Source organism: Desulfosediminicola sp., from assembly GCF_048381775.1.
Taxonomy (GTDB): Bacteria; Desulfobacterota; Desulfobulbia; order Desulfobulbales; family Desulfocapsaceae; genus Desulfopila; species Desulfopila ganghwensis.
In genome coordinates, this window is the sequence record NZ_JBLXGE010000001.1 from 133,106 (window position 1) to 153,717 (window position 20,612).

Consider the following 20,612-nt stretch of genomic DNA (forward strand, 5'->3'; position numbering starts at 1 on the left):
GGGTAGCAATTTCAGTCGTTCATAAGTATGTTAGAGCATTTGTCAGACCATATAGAAATACAGCCTGTTAGCTTTGTTCATTGTTTGAGATGATAAGGAGAAAACATGCTTGACACATCCCAACAGACGCCTCAGCCCACACAAGCTGTGGAGCACATCAACGGCCACTACAAAAAACTATTGGACATGACCATCCTCCCCATGATGGTCAGTGACCTTGCCCAGGGAGTTATTCTTTACATAAACAACGCCGCGGCAAAGATGTTGCAAATTTGCCCGAAAGATGCAGTGGGACTGCCTGTCACCAGGTTCTGGGCCGCGCCCGAGAAACGAAAACATTTTGTTGCAGAACTTCAACATTCAAACAAGGTTCATGATTTTGAAACTGAACTCAAATCCACCAATGCGATCAATAAAAATGTTAGCATTTCCGCAACACTTGTTGAGCTAGGCGAATCAGTTGCCATTGCTTCAACTCTTCGGGATATTACTGCTCAGAAGATGGCTGACGACGCCCTGAAAAAGAGTGAAGAGAAATATTTCGAACTTTACAACCTGATGCGGTTAATGGCGGATACCGCCCCAGACATGATCTGGGCTAAAGATACGGACAATAAATATCTGTTCGCCAACAAAGCTATCTGCGACGACCTGCTGAAATGCACACACACCCACGCGCCTCATGGAAAGACAGACATTTATTTCGCCAAAAGAGAAAGAGAACGTGGCCACATCCACACCTTCGGTGAAAAATGTATTAATTCCGATGACGTCGTCAAATCCACCAGGGAATCAGCCCGTTTCCTCGAAGATGGCTATATACGTGGAAAATATATCATGCTGGATGTCAATAAAGCCCCCATGTTCGACCTGGAAGGTAACGTCATCGGCACTGTTGGAACAGGGAGAAATGTCACCCAGGAAAAAAAGGAGCAGGAAAAGAGACAACTGGCGGAAAAACGCTATCGTCTGCTTGCTGAAAACGTTCGTGACGTTATCTGGACGATGAATGAGAGTCTTGAATTTGATTACGTAACCCCTTCGATCAAGGAGGCGACCGGCTTCACCCCGGAAGAGTTTGTTAACGCCCCCATTGGCTCCCTGTTTCCCCGAAAATCTCATTACTTTTTCCCCGCCTTCACCCGCCACTACAAAAGCATAATCCGTCAGCATTTAGCTCGAAACAAGCAGCAATACTGGGAATTTGAAATGAACCATAAAGACGGTTCCTCGTTTTGGATCGAAACAGTAACTTCGGCCATTTTCGATGAAAAAAACCGTTTTCGTGGTGTTATTGGTGTAAGCCGCGATGTCACCTCCAGGGTTGAAACTCAAAAAGAGCTTGAACGAGCCAAGGAGCAGGCACTTGCAGCAAGCACGGCAAAATCTGAATTTCTTGCTAACATGAGCCACGAAATTCGCACACCGATGAATGGTATTCTCGGCATGTTGCAGCTACTGAGCAATACTAATCTCGATCAGGCCCAGGTAGACTACGTCACCACCGCCAGCCATTCCGGGTCCAACCTTTTGCAGCTGATCACTGACATATTGGATTTTTCGAAAATCGAAGCTGGGAAAGTTGAACTGGCGCCGGGCTGTTTCAACATCAAGGACCTGTTGCAATCTATCACCTACTCATTTGAAAACCAGATTGACCACACAAACGTCGATCTTCGCCTTCTCCTCTCACCGGATGTACCCGATTTCATAATTGCCGACCAATCAAGGCTGCAGCAGATTCTCTTCAACCTGATTGGCAACTCGGTCAAGTTTACCCATAATGGAAAAATCCACCTGCACGTAAGCGCAAGTCCGGCTCCTCAAAAAGATGATGAGAATCTCACTGAAGTTACCTTTGTCATCGAAGATAGCGGTATTGGCATTCCGTTCCATCTGCAAGACCAGCTTTTTGAACCTTTTGTTCAAGCCGATGGTTCGTTTCGCCGCAAATACAGCGGTACCGGGTTGGGCTTGAGTATCGTCAAGAGACTGGTAGAATTGATGGGTGGTACAGTTGAACTCAGATCAAAAGAAAAATCCGGTACAACAATAGTTTTTTCAATTATTGCTCAACGGTCAATTACTGATCGAAGCCCCTCTCCCCCCCAACATCAATCCCTTGAAGAGTGCTTTAGCAACACCAGTATAATGGTGGTGGAAGACGAGCGGATAAACGCCATGGTCATAACCGGCATGTTACGTAACCTCGGTTGCTCAGTCAGCCTGGCCCAAAATGGTTGTGAAGCGATACGACTGCTTGAACACGAGTCTTTCGACTGTATCCTGATGGATATTCAAATGCCGGAGATGGATGGTGTGGAAACCGCCGCCAAGATTCGGGGCCTGAAAACTGAAAACGCTGAAGTCATACCAATCATTGCGGTAACTGCCCATGCAATGAAGGGGGATCGAGAAAAATTTTTAGAGGCCGGGATGGACGAATATCTCACCAAGCCGGTTGATACTAAAGCCTTGAGCCAAACCCTGCAAAAGGTGCTGTGCGAGGCTCACAGCAGTCAGTAGCCTTCCTGAGAAGGATCCGCTGATAAGCCTCTTCGAAATCGGACAACTATCAGATAGTGCCGGAGCAGATATTTTCACCAAAATTTCTGGCACGGGTAAGTTCGTCCTCCTCACCTTTGACCGCGCCGCGGTCGTCTACACCGCGAACCAGCAGGGATTCACCGCACTCCATGTCCATGGCGTCGAGCGAATACCGTACCATCAGTTCGCTGCTTTCAAAAAGCTTCTGGCCCCTGGTCGCAGCCGTAGCCAGCAAATATCCGCGTCGCCCTTCATTCTCCCTGAACCGCTGCTTGAGGTTGTAGCGGCGTGACCATCGCGCCTGCATACGATCGATAAATATTTTGGTCTGGGCAGAGAGCGAATAGAAATAAATCGGACTTACGATCAACAGCCTGTCAGCCCGATCCACCTGTTCATAGACATCCACCATTTCATCCTTGATCACACAGACACCGGTCTTGTCGCACCCCCCGCATCCCTGGCAGGGACGAATGGCCAGATCATTCAAGCGAATATACTCCACCGAGCCTCCAGTACTCTCAAACCCTTCTGCCACAGCCTTGGCCAGAATCTCACTGTTTCCATTTCTTCGGGGGCTCCCTAATACTATGACCATATGCATAGACACCTCACGTTATCTTCAAGAAACTTCTTGGGATGGGTTCCACTCGACATTACTCTCAAACTGCTCTTCCGGTTACTTCCAAACCTGATGGAAATGGTGGACAGGGCCATGACCTTGCCCCAGAGAGTACTCTGCGCCTTTGGTTATTGCACCGTGCAAATAACCCTCCGCCCTGCTGACCGCTTCGGCAAGCTCAAAGCCCCTGCCCCAGAAAGAGGCAATGGCAGATGAGAGAGTACAACCGGTGCCATGGGTGTTTTTGGTTTCAAGCCTCTTCTGCCGATACCTGCTTTCCACGCCACCGTCCACCAGCACATCTTCCAGATACTCGTCAGTCAGATGACCGGCTTTAAGCAGGACAGCAAGGTCGTGCCTTTCAGCGAGTTCACGGGCTACACATTCCAGGGATTCAGAGCCTTTGATACTCTTGCCGGAGATAAGCTGGGCTTCAGGTATGTTCGGGGTAATCAACTGTACTGCAGGAAAGAGTACTTCCTTGAGAGCGGCAATTGCATCATCTTCTATGAGTTTATGGCCACTGGTGGCCACCATGACCGGGTCCAGCACCACTTTCATACACTTATATTCTTTGAGAATTGCTGCCACGCACTCGATAACTTCCGTAGAATGGAGCATGCCTATTTTTATGGCGTCAACGCCTATATCATCCAGCACCGCCCGTAATTGCGCCTCCAGAAACGGTGTGGCGACCGGATATATATCGGTCACGCCCAGTGTATTTTGTGCGGTCAGGGCAGTGATTGCGCTCATACCATAGCAACCACAGGCTGAGAAAGTTTTCAGGTCCGCCTGAATTCCAGCGCCACCACCACTGTCTGAACCGGCAATCGTCAGTAATCTCGTATATTTTTCCATAGTCCCACAATAGAAGTTATTTTTCAGGATGTTTTTCCCGAAAACTGTACATGAGGCACCAGGCCAATACAAGATTTATGGTGAATATCGGAAATGACAGAAAGGCTAAGTGAAGCACATTATGAGGAACCTTAATCCTTGAGCAGCATGCCTTTTCCCAGGCCACCTGCACCCACCCGTAAAACCGCCTGCCACCCATTCTCCTTGGCGATTGCTTCACTGTCAGTACCAACAATCACCTGGCAGCTTTTACCAAGCGCCTGTATCCATTTGGTCAGATTGCCGGTTTCATTGCGCTCCCCCCGCCATTTAGTCAAATCGAGCAGCAGCAGTGGTTTTCGCCCGTGCGTAACCAATGATAGCAGACAGGAAATATAGAGATACTTCTGTAAAGAACGTAGCGTAGAATCACTCTCACCCCAGTACACCTCAAACCGATCCCGCCCCAGGACGAGTTGCGGTTTCTCTGTTAGCTCGCGAAACTGTTCCTCAGATTCCAGCAGCGCTGTAGTTCCCGCCAGCGATTCTCTCGCCTCAAAAAGCAGCCCTGCTCCTCCCTGCAGGAGATCAATATTAGCCCTTTTCAGTAAACACGCTGCCGCCCCAATCTGCTCTTCTGATTGCAACGACCATGATTTACCCTCAAAATGGTTGCAGCCGATGGCCAGGGTTGGAGGAAGCCATTTTTCAACATGCTGCCGCGCCCTATCAAACCGTCCGGCAAGATTGACCCTTTGAAGACAGTTCTCATAGACACTGCTTTCTTCATCACTCAAATCAGAGATCGTATTATTAAGCCAGTTGAGCCAGTTGCGGCAATTATCGGCCAAGTCTCCCTTCAACCTGTCAGTGCCCTGCAGGTCGTCCATGAACGAACATCTCTCCTGGTCCTCACGGGATTTCACCAGCGTTCTCAATTGTTGAAAGCCTTCCTTGACATCACTCCAGCGACCGGAAGCCGAAATCTCTACAAATGTAATCCACCGACTATAATCAAGTCTTCGACCCACCTCGATCCTGTCTGTCTCGAAAAGCGATTCATCAAGCTCCGCGAGTTCACGCACCAAATCGGGAACAGCTGAATAAACCATCATTACAGCTGTTTTCTTCTCAGGGATCACTTTTCTTCCATATGAGCCCTGCTGCCAGACTTTCGGATGGGAGAGAAACGGTTTTTTCTCTCTTATATCGTAAGGTGGGTTCAGGGCCTGAAGCGCTGAAAAAAGCGGGGAGATACTCTTTCCTTCAGGATCATAAATGACGGTGGTCTCTCCTCCCGGTACAAACCAGCCACTGTCATGCACTCCTTCAACACACCGAGCCTTGGCCTGAATGAGACGCATCACAACCCTCCGGATTTTATTTCTGTGACGTTGCCTGGCTTCTTCTTCCGCTAACGACCTAAAGAGAAAGGGGACAGAATTGGCCCCCTTTATAACGGATAAAGTCAATGTGACACCACTTTGGGCAGATCCTGAGCCCTGCCAACCCACTTGCGCACCTGCTTCAAGTATGGCATCGAACGAACCAGATGCTTGGCATCGTTAATTTCCTGCAGTTTTAAAAACAGATGCTCAGGGTTACGCTGGGCGAGTTCCGGTACGCTGTCTATCCCGGCATTCTCCAGAAGATCAGCATATTGGGAACCTACACCTTTTACACGAAACAGATCAGCACGATTGACCCAGTCGAGAATCATCTTTTCGCTGACTTTAGCTTTTGCCGCAATTTCCTTTCTTCCCTTCCTGGTCGCGCCTACTTCAAGGAGAGCCTCAACTGTTTTCACACCGGCTTTCTCCAGTTTATCACTATATTTTTCGCCAATACCCTCAATGGATGAAATTCTTGCCATAATAATCCACCTCTACAAATGTATTATATTTGAGCGTATGAGTACTGCAGTGTACTTCCCTGAAACGTCCTGTGATAAAAGGACTTTTACTAGTCCAAAGCTATGTATCTGTGTGATAATGTCAAGTTGCCAATAATATTTATTACCAACGAATAGCGGATGCATACAAAACATTTGCCCACTTTGACCATTTGCTGTTATGTAGCGGTATGAACTCGCTTAAACCACTTATATTTTCTATAAAACGTTACGCGCTCCACGACGGACCGAATATCAGGACCACAGTCTTTTTCAAGGGTTGTCCACTCAGCTGTTTCTGGTGCCATAATCCTGAAGGAATCTCTGCCCGGAGCGAAGTTGTCTTTATCCCAGACAAGTGTATCGGTTGCCGGGAGTGTATTGCAGCTTGCCCGCAAAACGCACTCTCTGTTACCCAATCCGGACTCGTGCGGGATCAGAAACTGTGCAGTAACTGTTTTGAATGTGTGGAAATCTGTCCCTCCCTCGCCCAGGAAGCCGTTGGCTACACCAGTTCGGTTCAGCAGATAATGGCCGAAATCGAAAAAGATCTGCCTTTCTTCGACCAGTCTGGTGGCGGTGTCACCTTTTCCGGTGGCGAACCGCTGATGCAAAAAGACGCTCTGATGACACTCCTGGAGCGGTGCGGTGAAAAAGGGATTCACAGGGCAATTGATACCACCGGCTTTGCCCCTACCCCACATCTGCTCGATGTTGCCGAACACACCGAGATGTTCCTTTTTGACCTCAAGCATATGGACCCCTACCTGCACCGGGAATTCACCGGTGTGCCCAATGAACTGATTCTCTCTAATCTTGAGCGGATTTCCAGGCTGCCGGTGGATATCCGTATCAGGATCCCTTTGCTGAAGGGAATTAACGACAGTGACGAAAACATACGAGCCACCGCAGAATTTATTGCAAGCCTTGGTCGCATTCGTCGGGTTGACCTGCTTGCCTATCACCATTTCGCCAGCAGCAAATATCTAAAACTCGGCAACAGCTATCACGCCGCAGAAAGTAACGTCCCCGACACGCTCACCCTCGCCCGAGTAAAAAACACCCTGCAGAATTATGGACTTGATGTCCATTTAGGAGGATAGAAAGATGAATGAAAGAATTACCCGCCTGCGCAAGTTAAGCTTTGAAACCAAACCGTCAATTTCCATTGAGCGCGCCCTGCTCGAAACAGAATTCTACCAGGAAAACAGTGGTAAATATTCGTTACCTGTACTTCGCGCCCTCAACTTCAAATATCTCTGTGAGAACAAAACTATTTTCATCGGAGACGATGAATTACTGGTCGGCGAGCGCGGCCCCGAACCCAAGGCTGTTCCCACCTTCCCCGAACTGACCTGCCACACGGCGGAAGACCTGCGCACCCTGAACGACCGCACCATGACCAACTACCGGGTTGATGCTGCTGATATTGCGCTTTACGAGGAAAAAGTCATCCCCTACTGGCAGGGCAGATCCATGCGTGACCGGATTTTCAGTGAAATCCCCGAAGAATGGCGAAATGCCTATGAGGCCGGTCTCTTTACAGAATTCATGGAGCAACGGGCACCGGGCCACACCGTTCTCGACGGAATAATCTATGAAAACGGCCTGAACGATTTCAAGACACGCATTCAGGATCGGATCGACAGACTTGATTTCGAAAACGACCCGGAAGCCGCAGATAAACGGGAACAACTCCAGGCCATGGCCATCAGTTGTGATGCCGCAATCATCTTTGCCGAACGCCACGCTGCCTATGCCGAGCAACTCGCAGCGGAGACAACAGTTACCGCCCGCCAGGAAGAACTCCTGGAAATTGCCAGAATCTGCCGCAAAGTTCCTGCCAACAAACCGGATACCTTTCACGAAGCCCTGCAGATGTACTGGTTCGTCCATTTAGGCACAATCACCGAACTCAATGGCTGGGATGCCATGAGCCCCGGCCACATCGACCAGCATCTTCAGCCCTATTACCAGCGTGAAATTCAGGCGGGCACCATCGACCGCGAGAGGGCCAAAGAGCTCATCAGTTGTCTCTGGATCAAAGTCAACAACCACACCGCGCCACCTAAAGTAGGTGTAACCGCTAAAGAGAGTGGAACGTACAACGACTTTACCCAGGTTAATCTTGGCGGTCTGAAAAAAGACGGTACCGACGGCAGCTCGGAGGTGTCTTTCATTGCTCTTGAGGTCGCAGACGAACTGCATCTGCTCCAGCCTCAGCCAAGCGTGCATGTGAGCGTCAAAACCCCCGAGCGGTTTCTGCAGGCGGCAGCCGGGGTCATCAGAAAAGGTTACGGCTACCCTTCGGTATTTAACACTGACATGGTGGTCATGGAGCAGGTGCGGGTGGGAAAAACTTTTGAAGATGCCCGGGAAGGCGGGACCAGCGGCTGCGTTGAAACCGGCGCCTTCGGTAAAGAAGCCTATATTCTCACCGGCTACCTCAACGTGCCCAAGATTCTTGAAATCACCCTGAACAACGGTGTCGACCCGCTGACCGGCAAGAAAGTCGGCCTGGAAACCGGCGAAGCCACCGGCTTTACCTCATTTGACGAATTGTACGAGGCGTTCAACAAACAGCTCGAGCATGTGGTCAACCTGAAAATCAAGGTCAACAATTACATCGAACGCATGTATGCCCGCTACTCTCCGGCGCCGTTTCTATCTGTGGTTATCCGGGACTGCATTGAAAAGGGCAGGGATTACTACAACGGTGGGCCCCGCTATAACACCAACTACATCCAGTGCTGCGGAATAGGCACCGTCACCGACAGCTTGTCAGCCATCAAGACCCACGTCTTTGAGTCCAAGGTGATCGGAATGGCTGAATTACAGACCGCACTGGAAAACAATTTTGCAGGCAGTGAGCCACTGCGCCTTAAACTCTGGAATAAGACGCCATTCTTCGGCAATGATGATGAACGGGCTGACAGCATCATGCAGCGCGTTTATGACAGCCTCTTTGAGGCAATTGATGGCAAACCCAACACCAAGGGAACCGTCTACCACCTGAACATGCTGTCCACCACCTGCCATGTCTATTTCGGCAAGATGCTCGGCGCCAGCGCCAATGGTCGCCTCGCCCAGCTACCGCTCTCTGATGGAACATCCCCTTCCCAGGGAGCCGACAGAAACGGCCCTACGGCAGTTATCAAATCGCTCAGCAAGATGGACCAGGTGAAATCAGGTGGAACCCTGCTGAACCAGCGCTTCCTGCCCTCGGTGCTGAAGACCGAACAGGATCTCAAACAGCTCTGTGGGCTGGTGCGTACCTACTTTGCCCTGGGTGGTCATCACATCCAGTTCAACGTGGTCGACACCGCTACCCTGAAAAAAGCCCAGCAGCATCCTGACGAGTACCGCAACCTGCTGGTGCGCGTCGCCGGTTACAGCGATTACTTTACCGACCTCGATAGCGAGCACCAGGCAGAGATTATTTCCCGGACCGAGCAGGAACTCGCCTAGGAATCTGCCGGGCTGAGTCCGACAGGCTTCTGGCCAATATCACTCAAACGGCTTGTGATGTCTTAAAACACCAAAAGGCCGGTTGGAGTCAACTCCAACCGGCCTTTTGCATTTCCAAGCACAGCCCTTTGTAAAATGGCTCTACGAAGGACTGGAGAAATATTACTTCTTCAATGCTTCTGCAATGGAATCACAGACGTAATCGATGTTGCCAGTGGTGAGACCGGCAAGGTTGATTCTGCCGCCGCCCACTACGTAAATCGCTTTATTATCGCGAAGCCAGCTGACGATATCGTCACTCAGGCCACTGAAGGAGAACATACCGCGTTGCTCCTTGATAAAGGAAAAATCACGCTCAACTCCACGGGCGGCAAGACCTTCCACCAGTGCGCTGCGCATGGCAACGATGCGGTCACGCATCTCATCGAGTTCACCAATCCACTGGTCATAAAGAGCTGAATCAGCAAGGATAGTTGCCGCAACCAGACCACCGTGGGCAGGCGGGTTGGAGTAGATGACCCGAACAGTGCTCTTCAGATGGCTCATGGCAACCTGAGACTCTTCCTTGGTCGGGCTGATCAGGGTCAAGGCACCGGTACGCTCGTTGTACAAGCCAAAATTCTTGGAAAAGGAACTTGCCACGAAAAAGTCTACGCCAGCCGCTGCAAACTGCTCCACTGCATAGCGGTCAGCCTCAACGCCCGCGCCGAAACCCTGGTATGCGAAGTCCAGAAAAGGAACCCAGCCCTTCTCCTTGCCCAGAGCGACAACCTTGCTCCACTGCTCCTCATTCAGATCCACACCGCTCGGGTTATGGCAGCAGGCATGCAGCAACACCACATCTCCCGCTGGAACGGTTTCAAGACTTGCCAGCATGCCATCAAAATCGAGGCTCATAGTGCCCGCATCATAATAGGCGTATTCAGCGAGCTCAAAACCTGCCGCACTGAAGATACCCTTGTGATTTGCCCAGGTCGGTTTGCTGATCCAGACTTTGGCCTGTTTCTTGAACTTCTTCAGCAACTCAGCTCCGACCCGAAGTGCACCGGTACCACCAGGTGCATGGACCGTCGCTGCCCGGCCGGAGGTTATAACTTCGCTGTTTTCGCCGAAAAGCAATTTCTGCACAGCGGCACCATACCCCGGATCGCCGGAGATCGGCAGATAACTCTTGGTGGTCTCTTTCTCCACCAGAATTCTCTCAGCAGCCTTAACACTGCCCAATATCGGGGTGTTTCCTGCGTCATCCTTATACACACCAACCCCAAGATTTACCTTAGCCGGATTGGAGTCGTTCTTGAACGCCTCTGTCAGGCCAAGAATGGAGTCCGCCGGTGCGGCCTCAATATTCTTCCACATTTGTGCCTCCGCATCTGATAAAAATGTTCTGTTATATAAAAGAGTCTGTTCCCCGCCCTTTACCGAACACATCGACATGATTGGTGCAATATACGCATTGGAAATTCATGTGCCCCGGAACAGGGAATTCAGGAAAACTGGCGAGGAATACAGCTACATAGCCGCATTAGATTATCACACAATATCAGATTGTTTAAAAAAATGATATCGTATTATCGAAGGTAAACGCTCTTTTTCAAGCGAGACTACCCTGTAGTTGTCACCGGCAATTATAAATAATCCCGGCTTCACCCGGCAACTCCGTATCTCTGACACCGGGGTTTACCCCCCTAGAGTTGATCACCTGGTGAGCCGGCCAAGGCGTGGAATACAGGCTACTTCAACTCTTTGAGAACATACTCCAGCGATTTCTTCTTCGGCCCCCCAACTTCCTTCTTTGGGTAACCAACCGGTATCACCGCCATGAATTCACCTTGCTCTTCACCGAGGAAGTCCAGGACTTCGGCTTTGATCAGATACAGTATTCCCAACCAGACACTGCCAAGGCCCAGAGAAGTGGCCGCCAGCATCAGGTTTTCCACCGCAGCGGCAGAGCTCTGGATTTCCATGGTACGAAAGAAGTCCCAGGAACGTTCTTTTTCAATCTGGAACAGCTCACTACCGTGGCTGATGAGACTGCCGGTATTTTTTACGGCGATTACCACCGGAGCATTGGCAAGACTGCGCGCGGCCATGCGGAGTATCGCAGCCGAAGGTTTGGGGAAATTCGCACCACTTCTACTTACCAACTGGGAAAGTTCCTGCTTCTTTTCCCCCTGTAGCACAATAAATTGCCAGGACTGTTGATTATGTGCTGACGGAGCCTGGTTGGCTGCATCGAGTATGGTTTTGATCGTCTCCTCATCAACCGGCGTGTCCTCAAACTGGCGCACCGAATGGCGGGAGTAAATTGTCTGTAAAGTCGGGTTCATCGGAGAATTATCCATGGGTCGATCCTTGACTATGCAATGAGTTCGTTATGATGTCTAGACGTGTTTGTCGATTGTTTCCGTTATTTGAAGTCTGAAGTGCAAGCTATGAGCTTTCGCCGGATATCGAATAGCTGGAAAGATGATACCTCGGGAATGTGCAAAGAGTACATCAGGGCAGCCTGAAAACTTGAGGCTGTAAAACCGATCATTCTTTTTGCCCAGGTTGATAGCCGCCTGGAAACAGAAACACTATTATCATTATTGCCATGTCAAAGCAAGCAAGAGGGCGGCTGGAAGCACAAACATTAACGAACAACCCATGCCTGTCCCTCTAACAAAAAAGCCCGCACCCCGGAAGGAGGTACGGGCTAGTAATCACTTTGCAAGCGACAGGATTACTTACCGACAATGCCGACTGCCTGGCGTGCGATTGCCAGCTCTTCATTGGTAGGGATACCCCAGATCTGCACCTTGCTCTCGGGGGTGCTGAGCAGGGTCGGCTTCTTCACGCGCTGGGCGTTTTGCTTCTGATCAAGAATGATACCGAACGGCTCAAGTCCTTCCACGGACTTGGCCCGAACTAAATCATCGTTCTCGCCGATACCGGCAGTAAAGACAATGGCGTCAACCTTGCCGAGCGCTGCCATGTAGGCTCCGATATATTTACGGTTTCTGTAGGTCTGTACTTCAAAAGCCAGCTTCGCTTTTTCGTCACCTTTATCGATGGCATCGTGGATATCACGCATATCGCTCATTCCGCAAAGCCCCATCAGGCCAGACTCCTTGTTCAGCATGTCATCGATCTGATCGATATTCATACCACAATTCCTGGCAAGAAAAGGGAAGATCGCAGGATCGATATCACCACTGCGGGTACCCATTACCAAACCTTCAAGCGGAGTCAGACCAAGGGTGGTGTCGATGGACTTGCCCTTCTCAACTGCGGTCATGGAACTGCCATTACCGAGGTGGATAGTGATGATGTTCAACTCTTCCGGCTTCTTACCCATCAACCTGGCGCATTCTCCTGCCACGAAGGCATGGGAGGTACCGTGAAAACCGTAACGACGTACGCGATGCTTCTCGTACATTTCGTACGGCAGGGCATAATGGAAAGCATGCGCCGGAATGGTCTGATGAAAAGCGGTATCAAAAACTGCGACCTGGGCAGCATCGGGGAACAGTTCGCGAGCAACCATGATACCATCGAGGTTTGCGGGGTTATGCAGGGGAGCCAGGGGCACACACTTTTCAATAGCAGCAAGAACTTCATCGGTTACCAGGGTCGGCTGATGGAACTCCTCACCACCGTGAACAACCCTGTGCCCAACAGCATCAATGTCGCTTGAATCAGCAATAACACCTTTATCCGCATCGGCGAGCAGTTCAACAGCTTTACGCATGCCCTGCTCATGGTTCACGACTTCTGCTTCTATTTTGATGACTTCCTCAGCATCTGTGTCAGGCCTGAGTTCACACTTAACGAGTCCCATCGGCTGACCGATTCGCTCGACTATTCCTGCAGCCAGTACAGACTCATCCTGCATATCCAGCAGCTGAAATTTAATAGTTGAGCTCCCTGAGTTGATAACTAATACTTTCACTTTAAACCCTCTTTTTCTGCTTGTGCCTGAATGGCGGTTATAGCTACTGTGTTAACAATATCCTCCACGGTGCATCCTCTGGACAGATCGTTAACAGGCTTATTCAATCCCTGCAGTATCGGCCCGATGGCCACGGCGTTTGCCGAGCGCTGAACCGCTTTGTATGTATTGTTGCCGGTGTTGAGATCCGGAAAGGTAAAAACTGTCGCCCGGCCTGCAACCAGAGAGCCGGGGAGTTTGGTGGCTGCCACATCCGGGTCTATTGCCGCGTCATATTGAATCGGCCCTTCAAGAGGCAGATCCAGCCCCCGCTCAGCGATCAGCTCGCGTGCAATGGCCGTAGCTTCAATGATGCGCTCAACATCTTCACCCTTGCCTGAACTGCCGGTGGAATAACTGAGCATGGCAACCCGTGGCTCAACCCCGAAAATTCGGGCGGTCTCCGCTGAGCTGATAGCTATTTCGGCGAGCTGCCTCGAAGTCGGGTTCGGATTTACGGCACAATCGCCATAGACCAGAACACGATCTCGCAAGCACATGATGAAGACCGATGAAACAACTGTAAATCCCGGCTTGGTCCTGATAAATTCAAAAGCAGGCCGAATGGTGTGTGCCGTGGTGTTTTCGGCACCGGATACCATGCCATCAGCCAGCCCCTTATGCACCATCATGGTACCAAAGTAGGTAGGGTCAGACATTCTGTCACGGGCCACTTCTTCTATCACACCTTTATGCTTACGAAGTTCAACGTACTCCGTGACAAATGAGTCAAGCAGGCTTGAGCGCGCCGGATCTATAATTTCAACCCATTTGAGATCCAGCCCACAGCCCGTGGCCCGCATACGAACCTCTTCCTCGCTACCCAAAAGCACCAGGTTGGCGACTCCGCGACGCTGGAGGATATCCGCCGCCTGCAGGATTCGGTCACAGGTGCCTTCCGGTAAAACTATACGCTGCAGATTCCGGCTCGCCTTCTCGAGCAGCGCAAACTCAAACATTTTTGGTGTTACCCTGCTCGGTCTGGTGGTGACGATGCTCCTGCCAAGCTCTTTGGTGTCGACATGTTTGGTAAACTCACCCATGGCAGTGGCTATCCTGCGGGTGTCGTGGGGCTCGATATAACCATACAGTTCCCCCACACGCTCTATGGTCTGGTAGGTATGCCCGGCAACGGAAAGAATCGGCACCGGTACCGTTGAGCTTAGCCCCTGCAGGAGTCGCAAGACATTCTCCGACGGCAACAGGTCACCTGTCAGTATGATTCCCGAAATGTCCGGATACGTGGTTGAAAGCCGGGATGCGATGGTGGAGAGAATGATGTCACTTCGATCGCCCGGGGTGATGATCATTGAACCCGGCTTGATATACTGGAGATAATTGCCGATCTGCATGGCAGCTACCACATAGTTTTCCACCAGGGTGGTCATCCCCTCTTCACCGTACATGGTACGGGCACCGAGCCAACGCTTAACGTCTCCGACAGTTGGATTGCTCAGCTCATGATGCTCTGGAATGACATAGAGCGGCAGACTCGCTTGTCCTTTTCTTGCCTTCACTCTGCTGAAATTTTCAGCCCGCACATCTTCCGCCGCCCTGTTGACGATGCAGGCCATCACATCGACACCCTCATCGGCCAGAGTATCCAGGCTCAATTGCGTGAGGCGTACCAGTTCTTCAGTCTCTTTCTTCCTGCCTGAACAGATGAGTAAAACCGGAGCACCGAGGTTAGCCGCAATACTTGTGTTCAGTGCTGATTCAAAGGCGATATCCTTGCCACGGAAATCGGTGCCGTCACAGAGAACAAAATCAAACTCTGCCTTGAGTGCGTTGTATTTGTTTAAGATGATGTCGTGAAGCAATGCCTCCTGGCCGGAGTTGCTCAACTCCTGCGCTTCCTGAAGAGTGAGGCCGTAGGCATCTTCGTAGTTAATATCCAGATCAAAGTGCTCAATGACCAGATTGATTACCGGATCTTCCCAACCCGGCTCTGGTTCCTGAATCACCGGACGGAAGAAGGCAACCCGATCAATTGATTTCAGCAACATCTGCATCACTCCAAGCAGAACAGCCGACTTCCCACTCCGCTCTTCTGTGGCCGTGATATACAAATTGGTCGACATAGTCTCTCCGTTTTATTCTAAGCAAAAACAACCTGAAAGCATGATCTCGTTTACCGTCGTATGTTGACAACAGATGATATGGATGGCGGCAGCATGCAAAACGACGTTGAATTACTGGAAGTATAATCACCAAAACCTGCTGCACCACCAGAACAGGAAGAAGAGCATATGACAACGCAAACAGACTCACAATATATCATCTGAAATCGGCTGACATATTATCCGAGAAGCATGGGAGAAACAACACTTTTCACGCCATTTCAGATAGAAACCAGGTTTTCCATAATACCAAGTTACCACATCTCGCCCAGTGCATTGCCTTTCGTCTAGATATTCTACTGTTTTACCATTTCGCCTCTAAACATTTGAAGATCAGCAGATCACAGTCCACGGCCAACCCCTTGATATTGAGTTCCGATCACATTGCACGCATTGGTACGACCTTTATTTTCGCAATGGTCTGACCTTTTTTGTTCTGCATTTCCGATTCAACCGTTCCACCTCGCTTCAAGCCTCTTCCCTGACATACAACGACCTCTTTTTTTCTTTTTTACCTGACCAATAAAGGGTATATACCTATATTCAGTTATCGACCGATTGCCGGAACCAATCGGCTTGGGGGTTCTGCCAGGTAACTACAGCAGCATCGTTGTCATTTTCATTTCAGGTATGTTAGCAGCTACTTCTTCAACTGAAGTTAAGCCTTTCATCCAAAGGAGGAGAACTCATGAAAGTGTTTCTGCGTCTGTTTAGTTTCTGTCTTGCCCTGACCATCTGCACCCTCCCTGCCACATCTGCACTGGCAGAAAAGAAAATCCGCTGGAAACTTGCAATGACCTGGTCCTCAACCCTCACCCCATTTGCCACAGCGCCATTAAATCTCGCCAAGATGGTGGAAGAAATGAGTGACGGCAATTTTGTCATTCGTGTTGAAGGGGCCGAAAAGCATAAAGCGGCTCTGGGTATCCTCGATATGACCAAAGGCGGCCAGTATGAAATGGGACACACCGCCTCCTATTATTGGAAAGGTAAGGATATCACCACGGTCTTCTTCTGCACCGTACCTTTTGGCATGAACGTCAATGAGCAGAATGCCTGGTTTTACCACGGCGGTGGCATGGAATTAATGAAAAAGACTTATGACAAGTTTGGTGTTCTGAGCTTTCCCGGTGGCAATACCGGTGTCCAGATGGGTGGCTGGTTCCAGAAAGAAATTAACTCCCTTGAAGACCTGAATGGCCTCAAAATGCGTATTCCAGGGCTGGCCGGTGAAGTCTTTGCCAAACTTGGTGTCAATGTAACCAATATCCCCCCGGGTGAACTGTATACTTCTCTTGATCGCGGCACAATCGATGCCCTTGAGTGGGTTGGCCCCGCCATGGATATCAAAATGGGCTTTCACAAGATCGCCCCATATTACTATACCGGCTGGCATGAACCTGCCACAGAGCTGCAATTTCTGATCAACAAGGACGCCTTTGAAAAACTGCCCAAATCATATCAGACCATGTTGATAGCCGCCATGAAAGCGGTCACCGCCGATATGTATACCGATAATTTTGCAGGCAGCGTAGACGCCTGGGCCCAGATGAAAACGGAATACCCGAATATCGAGGTGAAGACCTTTCCGACACCTGTTCTCAAGGCCATGAAACAGGCTGCAGATGAGTTGTATGATTCATATGCAGCTGAAAATCCGGATTTTAAAGAAGTACTTGAGTCCCAGCGTGCATATATGGCCAAGGCAAGAGCCTGGATCAACATTTCAGAGTACAACTACCTGCAGACAGCCAAAGCCTTGACTGAGGAGTAAAGGTACAGGTATCTTCCCGTACTCCCGCCTCACACATTACAGGCTGCCGGAGTTTACTTCCCATCCGGCAGCCCAATTCCTGCCACCCATCTCCGCGTCTGCATACCACAAATGCTCCTAATCATTGTCAAATAAATATTGACTTTTGAGCCTTCTCCATTCAAAATGTTGCTGTTTTCAGGTGCCTTTGTGCCGAAGAGGGAACCCTGTGTAAATCAGGGACGGGCCCGCCGCTGTAACCGGGGACAATTACTGCAATTATGTCACTGGCCGTTTATGGAGTTTGCAATATTTCATCACTCCTGGTTGGGAAGACGCAGTAAACGATTGATCCGGAAGTCAGAAGACCTGCCTGGAATACAGAGACGATTCTTCCGTGGACAAGGAGAATTGACCTAGATACGTGGTGATACAGGGCATCCCCGAATCATTTGATCATTCTGATCAACGTAAAGGTTCGGAACACCCGGCCACAATCCAGGAGAATTTTATGAAATTCAGCCGCTCATTGTATCTTGCAGTTACCCTCATGCTGCTTCTCTTCAGCTCCACCAGTGCTTTTTCTTCAGGCAAAACCGGCAACCATGCCAACCCCAAGACGGCCATAGTCGTTGCCCATTTCGGTAGCACCGTACCCGCCGCTTTACAATCGATCACCAATATCACCGATGCAGTGCGGGGTGCCTATCCGGAAACCGAGGTCCGCATCACCTTCACCTCAAACATTATTCGCCGGGTCTGGAAACAACGACAGGCAGAGCCTCAGCAGTGGCTCGACAAAGGGATCCCCGAAGAAGTGCTGTATGTAAAGAACTTTATCGCCACCGTTGGAGATCTGTTAGAAGATGGCTACACCAACATCATCGTCCAACCCACCCACATTTTCTATATGGAGCAGTCATACGACCTGCAGCAATACGTCAATGCGCTGGGCTCCATCAACACCATGAAAGAACGCTGGAAGCCTATTAATTCTATTGTTATGGGCCGTCCGGCACTCGGTAAGCCCGGCGACATCTACCCATACCATGAGGATGTGGACAAGGTTATTCAGACCCTGGCCGGCAACGTTGAACAGGCCCGGAAAAATAACTCCATGCTGGTATATATGGGCCATGGCAATAAATACTGGTCGACTGGCATCTATACCGAAACCCAGAAGAAAATGCGCGAACTCTATCCTGACATCGAAACGTATATTGGGGTTGTTGAAGGATCTCCGTCCGTTGAAGACGTGCTCGCCCAGATGAAAGAATCAGATAAAAAACAGGTAACCCTGGTTCCCTTTATGATCGTTGCCGGAGACCATGCTGTCAACGATATGGCAGGTGATGAGGAGGATTCCTGGAAATCTATCCTGGTCCAGGCAGGTTATGAAGTAACTCCGATACTGCAGGGGCTCGGGTCAAATGATGACTTCGCTAAAATATTTGTCTCCCATATCGCCGATGCCGCCAACGAGGCAGGAATAGAGATACGATAAGAACCCGGATATCTAGCTCAGACAACCCTGAACACCCGCCACGGGGCATCATGATTTTACCTGATGTCCCGTTTTTTTTATTCTGCCCTCCTCCTACCGTCCCCAAGTCATTTCTTGAGCCTGCCAAAAATGAAGTATAGTTAAGGTACGTGCTCTTTTACCTTTCCATCTTACAGGGAGAAATAATGAAACTTTCTCATTATCTTTTCAGTCGCCTTGAACAGTACGGCGTTCGTTGTACTTTTGGCATTCCTGGTGATTTTGCCCTTCCTCTCTACGCGGAACAGGCTGCTTATGGCATGCAAACAGTTGTCTGCACTCATGAACCCAGCTGTGTTTTTGCTGCAGATGCGTACTCCCGACTCAAAGGTTTTGGTGCCGTGCTCACCACCTACAGCGTCGGCGGCCTCAATATGATCAACCCGATGGCCATGGCCTATGCCGAAAATTCACCGGTCGTGGTCATCAGTGGCGCACCTAATGTCTGCGGGAGAAAAACTGAGCCTTCTTTTCATCACCTTGTAAAAGATTATGGCAGTCAGCATAGAATATTCAAAGAGGTTACCTGCGCCACAGCAGCACTTAACGAAGCAGCAACCGCAGCAGACGAAATTGATCGCGTACTCACCGCCTGCCTGGCTGAGAAGAGACCCGGTTACCTTGAAATCCCCATCGACATGACTTCAGTCGAAATACCGACTCCTCCTAAACCATCCGCGCCGGATCAAGATAGACCTGTCAATACCGCCGCGATCATTGAGGCAGCCGGTGAAATTTCTGCCGCCCTTGAAAAGGCCCGGCGTCCTGTGCTCTACGCCGGGGTTGGTATTCGCAGGCACGCCTTGATGGATGCAGTTCGCACCATTTCCGAATCGTGGCTGCTTCCTGTGGTCTCCTCTGTAATGGGCAAAGGGGCATTCCCAGAATCCCACCCCCATTTTGCCGGCATCTATATGGGAGAAATGGGGAGCAAACTCGCCCGTGAGACTCTCGAAGGTGCTGATCTTATTCTCTCTGTAGGGGTAATCTACTCAGACGTTAATACCGGCTTCTGGACCGCTCACCTCGAATCCTCGAACATACTCGAAATTCGCGACTCAGAGGTTCGGATATCACACCACATCTATCCCCAGCTCCCCATAGCCCCGCTTATGCAACTCCTGGCGAGCACCAGACCGGATAGTGCCAGAAAACCGGGAGTCCATCTGGTGAAAGATAAAACTTTGGCAACAGTAGATATAGATGAATCTGCACCGCTCAATACCGTGGCCCTGATTCAATGTCTGAAAACCATTGATCAATCGAAATTCAGCTATCTTGCTGATGTCGGCGATGCCTGGTTTGCAGGGCTTGAGCTCAACGCGGATATTTTTATGGCACCCGGCTACTACGCCTCAATGGGTTTCGCTGTTCCCGGCGCCCTGGGGGCAGCAATGGCAGCTCCTGATCTTCGGCCACTGGTGCTGGTTGGCGACGGAGCGTTTCAGATGACCGGCAGTGAACTCTCTACCCTGGTGGCCCAGGGCCACAAACCGATAGTGCTTGTTTTAAACAATGGATATTACAAGATGCTCGCCGCCCTCGATCAACACAGAGACTACTACAACCTGGCCCATTGGGATTATGTCGCGTATGCGGAAGCTCTGGGTTGTCCCGGTGTCCGTGTTCAGACTGCGGCTCAACTCAATCGGGCCATTCACCACGCCTGCACGATAGATGGTCCTTATCTCATAGAAGCAATTCTCAGTAGGGAAGATCACGCACCAATGATGCGCCGCATAAAGGAGTACTTCACATCACTTAAATAATGATAATTATTTCATTCATCAACATCATAGCCTGTCATAAAAAATCACCGGACAACATCGCCGGCTAAAAGGTACACCTGCATCCT

14 protein-coding genes and 1 riboswitch are annotated in these 20,612 nt (G+C 50.2%); of the genes, 6 read left to right on the forward strand and 8 right to left on the reverse strand.

Annotated features, from left to right (window positions below; all coding sequences use genetic code 11):
- Positions 1 to 105 precede the first annotated feature (105 nt).
- Positions 106 to 2,526 carry a PAS domain S-box protein gene (locus ACN5NT_RS00605; protein WP_419174114.1) on the forward strand — a complete coding sequence of 807 codons (2,421 nt, stop codon included), beginning with the start codon at positions 106 to 108 and terminating at the stop codon, positions 2,524 to 2,526.
- Between the two features lie 49 nt (positions 2,527 to 2,575).
- Here ACN5NT_RS00605 and ACN5NT_RS00610 read toward each other — a convergent pair whose 3' ends face one another.
- The 4 genes from ACN5NT_RS00610 to ACN5NT_RS00625 all read right to left on the reverse strand — a co-directional run bounded on the left by ACN5NT_RS00610 (position 2,576) and on the right by ACN5NT_RS00625 (position 5,882).
- Entirely contained in the window at positions 2,576 to 3,145 is a 570-nt protein-coding gene (locus ACN5NT_RS00610) for a flavodoxin family protein (RefSeq protein ID WP_167495880.1), read from the reverse strand.
- Positions 3,146 to 3,226: 81 nt separating this feature from the next.
- A complete protein-coding gene (gene thiD, locus ACN5NT_RS00615; protein WP_419174115.1) occupies positions 3,227 to 4,030 on the reverse strand; it encodes a bifunctional hydroxymethylpyrimidine kinase/phosphomethylpyrimidine kinase in 804 nt (267 codons plus the stop codon).
- Between the two features lie 131 nt (positions 4,031 to 4,161).
- The gene (locus tag ACN5NT_RS00620; protein ID WP_419174116.1) at positions 4,162 to 5,373 is read right to left on the reverse strand and encodes a hypothetical protein; all 1,212 of its coding nucleotides are present in this window, start codon (positions 5,371 to 5,373) and stop codon (positions 4,162 to 4,164) included.
- A 104-nt stretch (positions 5,374 to 5,477) separates the two neighbouring features.
- Positions 5,478 to 5,882 carry a DUF4332 domain-containing protein gene (locus ACN5NT_RS00625; RefSeq protein WP_419174117.1) on the reverse strand — a complete coding sequence of 135 codons (405 nt, stop codon included), beginning with the start codon at positions 5,880 to 5,882 and terminating at the stop codon, positions 5,478 to 5,480.
- Between the two features lie 209 nt (positions 5,883 to 6,091).
- On the opposite strand from ACN5NT_RS00625, the gene ACN5NT_RS00630 reads away from it, so the two are divergent.
- Both ACN5NT_RS00630 and hypD read left to right on the forward strand, forming a co-directional pair.
- Complete coding sequence (locus ACN5NT_RS00630; RefSeq protein ID WP_136799326.1) at positions 6,092 to 7,003, forward strand: glycyl-radical enzyme activating protein; 912 nt, start codon at positions 6,092 to 6,094, stop codon at positions 7,001 to 7,003.
- A 4-nt stretch (positions 7,004 to 7,007) separates the two neighbouring features.
- Positions 7,008 to 9,368 (forward strand): trans-4-hydroxy-L-proline dehydratase, encoded by a 2,361-nt coding sequence (hypD, locus tag ACN5NT_RS00635; protein ID WP_419174118.1) that lies wholly within the window; start codon positions 7,008 to 7,010, stop codon positions 9,366 to 9,368.
- Positions 9,369 to 9,530: 162 nt separating this feature from the next.
- Here the strand turns inward: hypD and ACN5NT_RS00640 are convergent, their stop codons facing one another.
- From ACN5NT_RS00640 to pta, 4 genes are all read right to left on the reverse strand, one after another.
- Complete coding sequence (locus tag ACN5NT_RS00640; protein ID WP_419174119.1) at positions 9,531 to 10,727, reverse strand: aromatic amino acid transaminase; 1,197 nt, start codon at positions 10,725 to 10,727, stop codon at positions 9,531 to 9,533.
- Between the two features lie 374 nt (positions 10,728 to 11,101).
- Positions 11,102 to 11,713: a nitroreductase family protein gene (locus ACN5NT_RS00645; protein WP_419174120.1), complete on the reverse strand. Its 612-nt coding sequence runs from the start codon at positions 11,711 to 11,713 to the stop codon at positions 11,102 to 11,104.
- A 380-nt stretch (positions 11,714 to 12,093) separates the two neighbouring features.
- Positions 12,094 to 13,302, reverse strand: coding sequence for an acetate kinase (locus tag ACN5NT_RS00650; RefSeq protein WP_136799330.1), 1,209 nt, complete (start codon positions 13,300 to 13,302; stop codon positions 12,094 to 12,096).
- The gene (pta, locus tag ACN5NT_RS00655; protein WP_419174121.1) at positions 13,299 to 15,422 is read right to left on the reverse strand and encodes a phosphate acetyltransferase; all 2,124 of its coding nucleotides are present in this window, start codon (positions 15,420 to 15,422) and stop codon (positions 13,299 to 13,301) included. The genes ACN5NT_RS00650 and pta overlap by 4 nt, the downstream gene beginning before the upstream one ends.
- Before the next feature lie 727 nt (positions 15,423 to 16,149).
- On the opposite strand from pta, the gene ACN5NT_RS00660 reads away from it, so the two are divergent.
- The 3 genes from ACN5NT_RS00660 (at position 16,150) to ACN5NT_RS00670 (ending at position 20,526) form a co-directional block, all read left to right on the forward strand.
- Positions 16,150 to 17,235, forward strand: a complete 1,086-nt coding sequence (locus tag ACN5NT_RS00660) for a TRAP transporter substrate-binding protein (RefSeq protein WP_136799332.1) — start codon at positions 16,150 to 16,152, stop codon at positions 17,233 to 17,235.
- A gap of 162 nt (positions 17,236 to 17,397) precedes the next feature.
- A riboswitch (cobalamin riboswitch) is annotated at positions 17,398 to 17,606 on the forward strand.
- 119 nt (positions 17,607 to 17,725) lie between these two features.
- Positions 17,726 to 18,718: a sirohydrochlorin cobaltochelatase gene (locus tag ACN5NT_RS00665; RefSeq protein WP_419174122.1), complete on the forward strand. Its 993-nt coding sequence runs from the start codon at positions 17,726 to 17,728 to the stop codon at positions 18,716 to 18,718.
- Between the two features lie 185 nt (positions 18,719 to 18,903).
- The gene (locus ACN5NT_RS00670; protein ID WP_419174123.1) at positions 18,904 to 20,526 is read left to right on the forward strand and encodes an alpha-keto acid decarboxylase family protein; all 1,623 of its coding nucleotides are present in this window, start codon (positions 18,904 to 18,906) and stop codon (positions 20,524 to 20,526) included.
- Positions 20,527 to 20,612 lie beyond the last annotated feature (86 nt).

Bases quoted from the DNA above. Each gene is read 5' to 3' on its own strand.
- ACN5NT_RS00605 (WP_419174114.1), top strand. From the start codon at position 106: ATGCTTGACACATCCCAACAGACGCCTCAGCCCACACAAGCTGTGGAG.
- ACN5NT_RS00610 (WP_167495880.1), bottom strand. From the start codon at position 3,145: ATGGTCATAGTATTAGGGAGCCCCCGAAGAAATGGAAACAGTGAGATT.
- thiD (WP_419174115.1), bottom strand. From the start codon at position 4,030: ATGGAAAAATATACGAGATTACTGACGATTGCCGGTTCAGACAGTGGT.
- ACN5NT_RS00620 (WP_419174116.1), bottom strand. From the start codon at position 5,373: ATGCGTCTCATTCAGGCCAAGGCTCGGTGTGTTGAAGGAGTGCATGAC.
- ACN5NT_RS00625 (WP_419174117.1), bottom strand. From the start codon at position 5,882: ATGGCAAGAATTTCATCCATTGAGGGTATTGGCGAAAAATATAGTGAT.
- ACN5NT_RS00630 (WP_136799326.1), top strand. From the start codon at position 6,092: ATGAACTCGCTTAAACCACTTATATTTTCTATAAAACGTTACGCGCTC.
- hypD (WP_419174118.1), top strand. From the start codon at position 7,008: ATGAATGAAAGAATTACCCGCCTGCGCAAGTTAAGCTTTGAAACCAAA.
- ACN5NT_RS00640 (WP_419174119.1), bottom strand. From the start codon at position 10,727: ATGTGGAAGAATATTGAGGCCGCACCGGCGGACTCCATTCTTGGCCTG.
- ACN5NT_RS00645 (WP_419174120.1), bottom strand. From the start codon at position 11,713: ATGGATAATTCTCCGATGAACCCGACTTTACAGACAATTTACTCCCGC.
- pta (WP_419174121.1), bottom strand. From the start codon at position 15,422: ATGTCGACCAATTTGTATATCACGGCCACAGAAGAGCGGAGTGGGAAG.
- ACN5NT_RS00660 (WP_136799332.1), top strand. From the start codon at position 16,150: ATGAAAGTGTTTCTGCGTCTGTTTAGTTTCTGTCTTGCCCTGACCATC.
- ACN5NT_RS00665 (WP_419174122.1), top strand. From the start codon at position 17,726: ATGAAATTCAGCCGCTCATTGTATCTTGCAGTTACCCTCATGCTGCTT.
- ACN5NT_RS00670 (WP_419174123.1), top strand. From the start codon at position 18,904: ATGAAACTTTCTCATTATCTTTTCAGTCGCCTTGAACAGTACGGCGTT.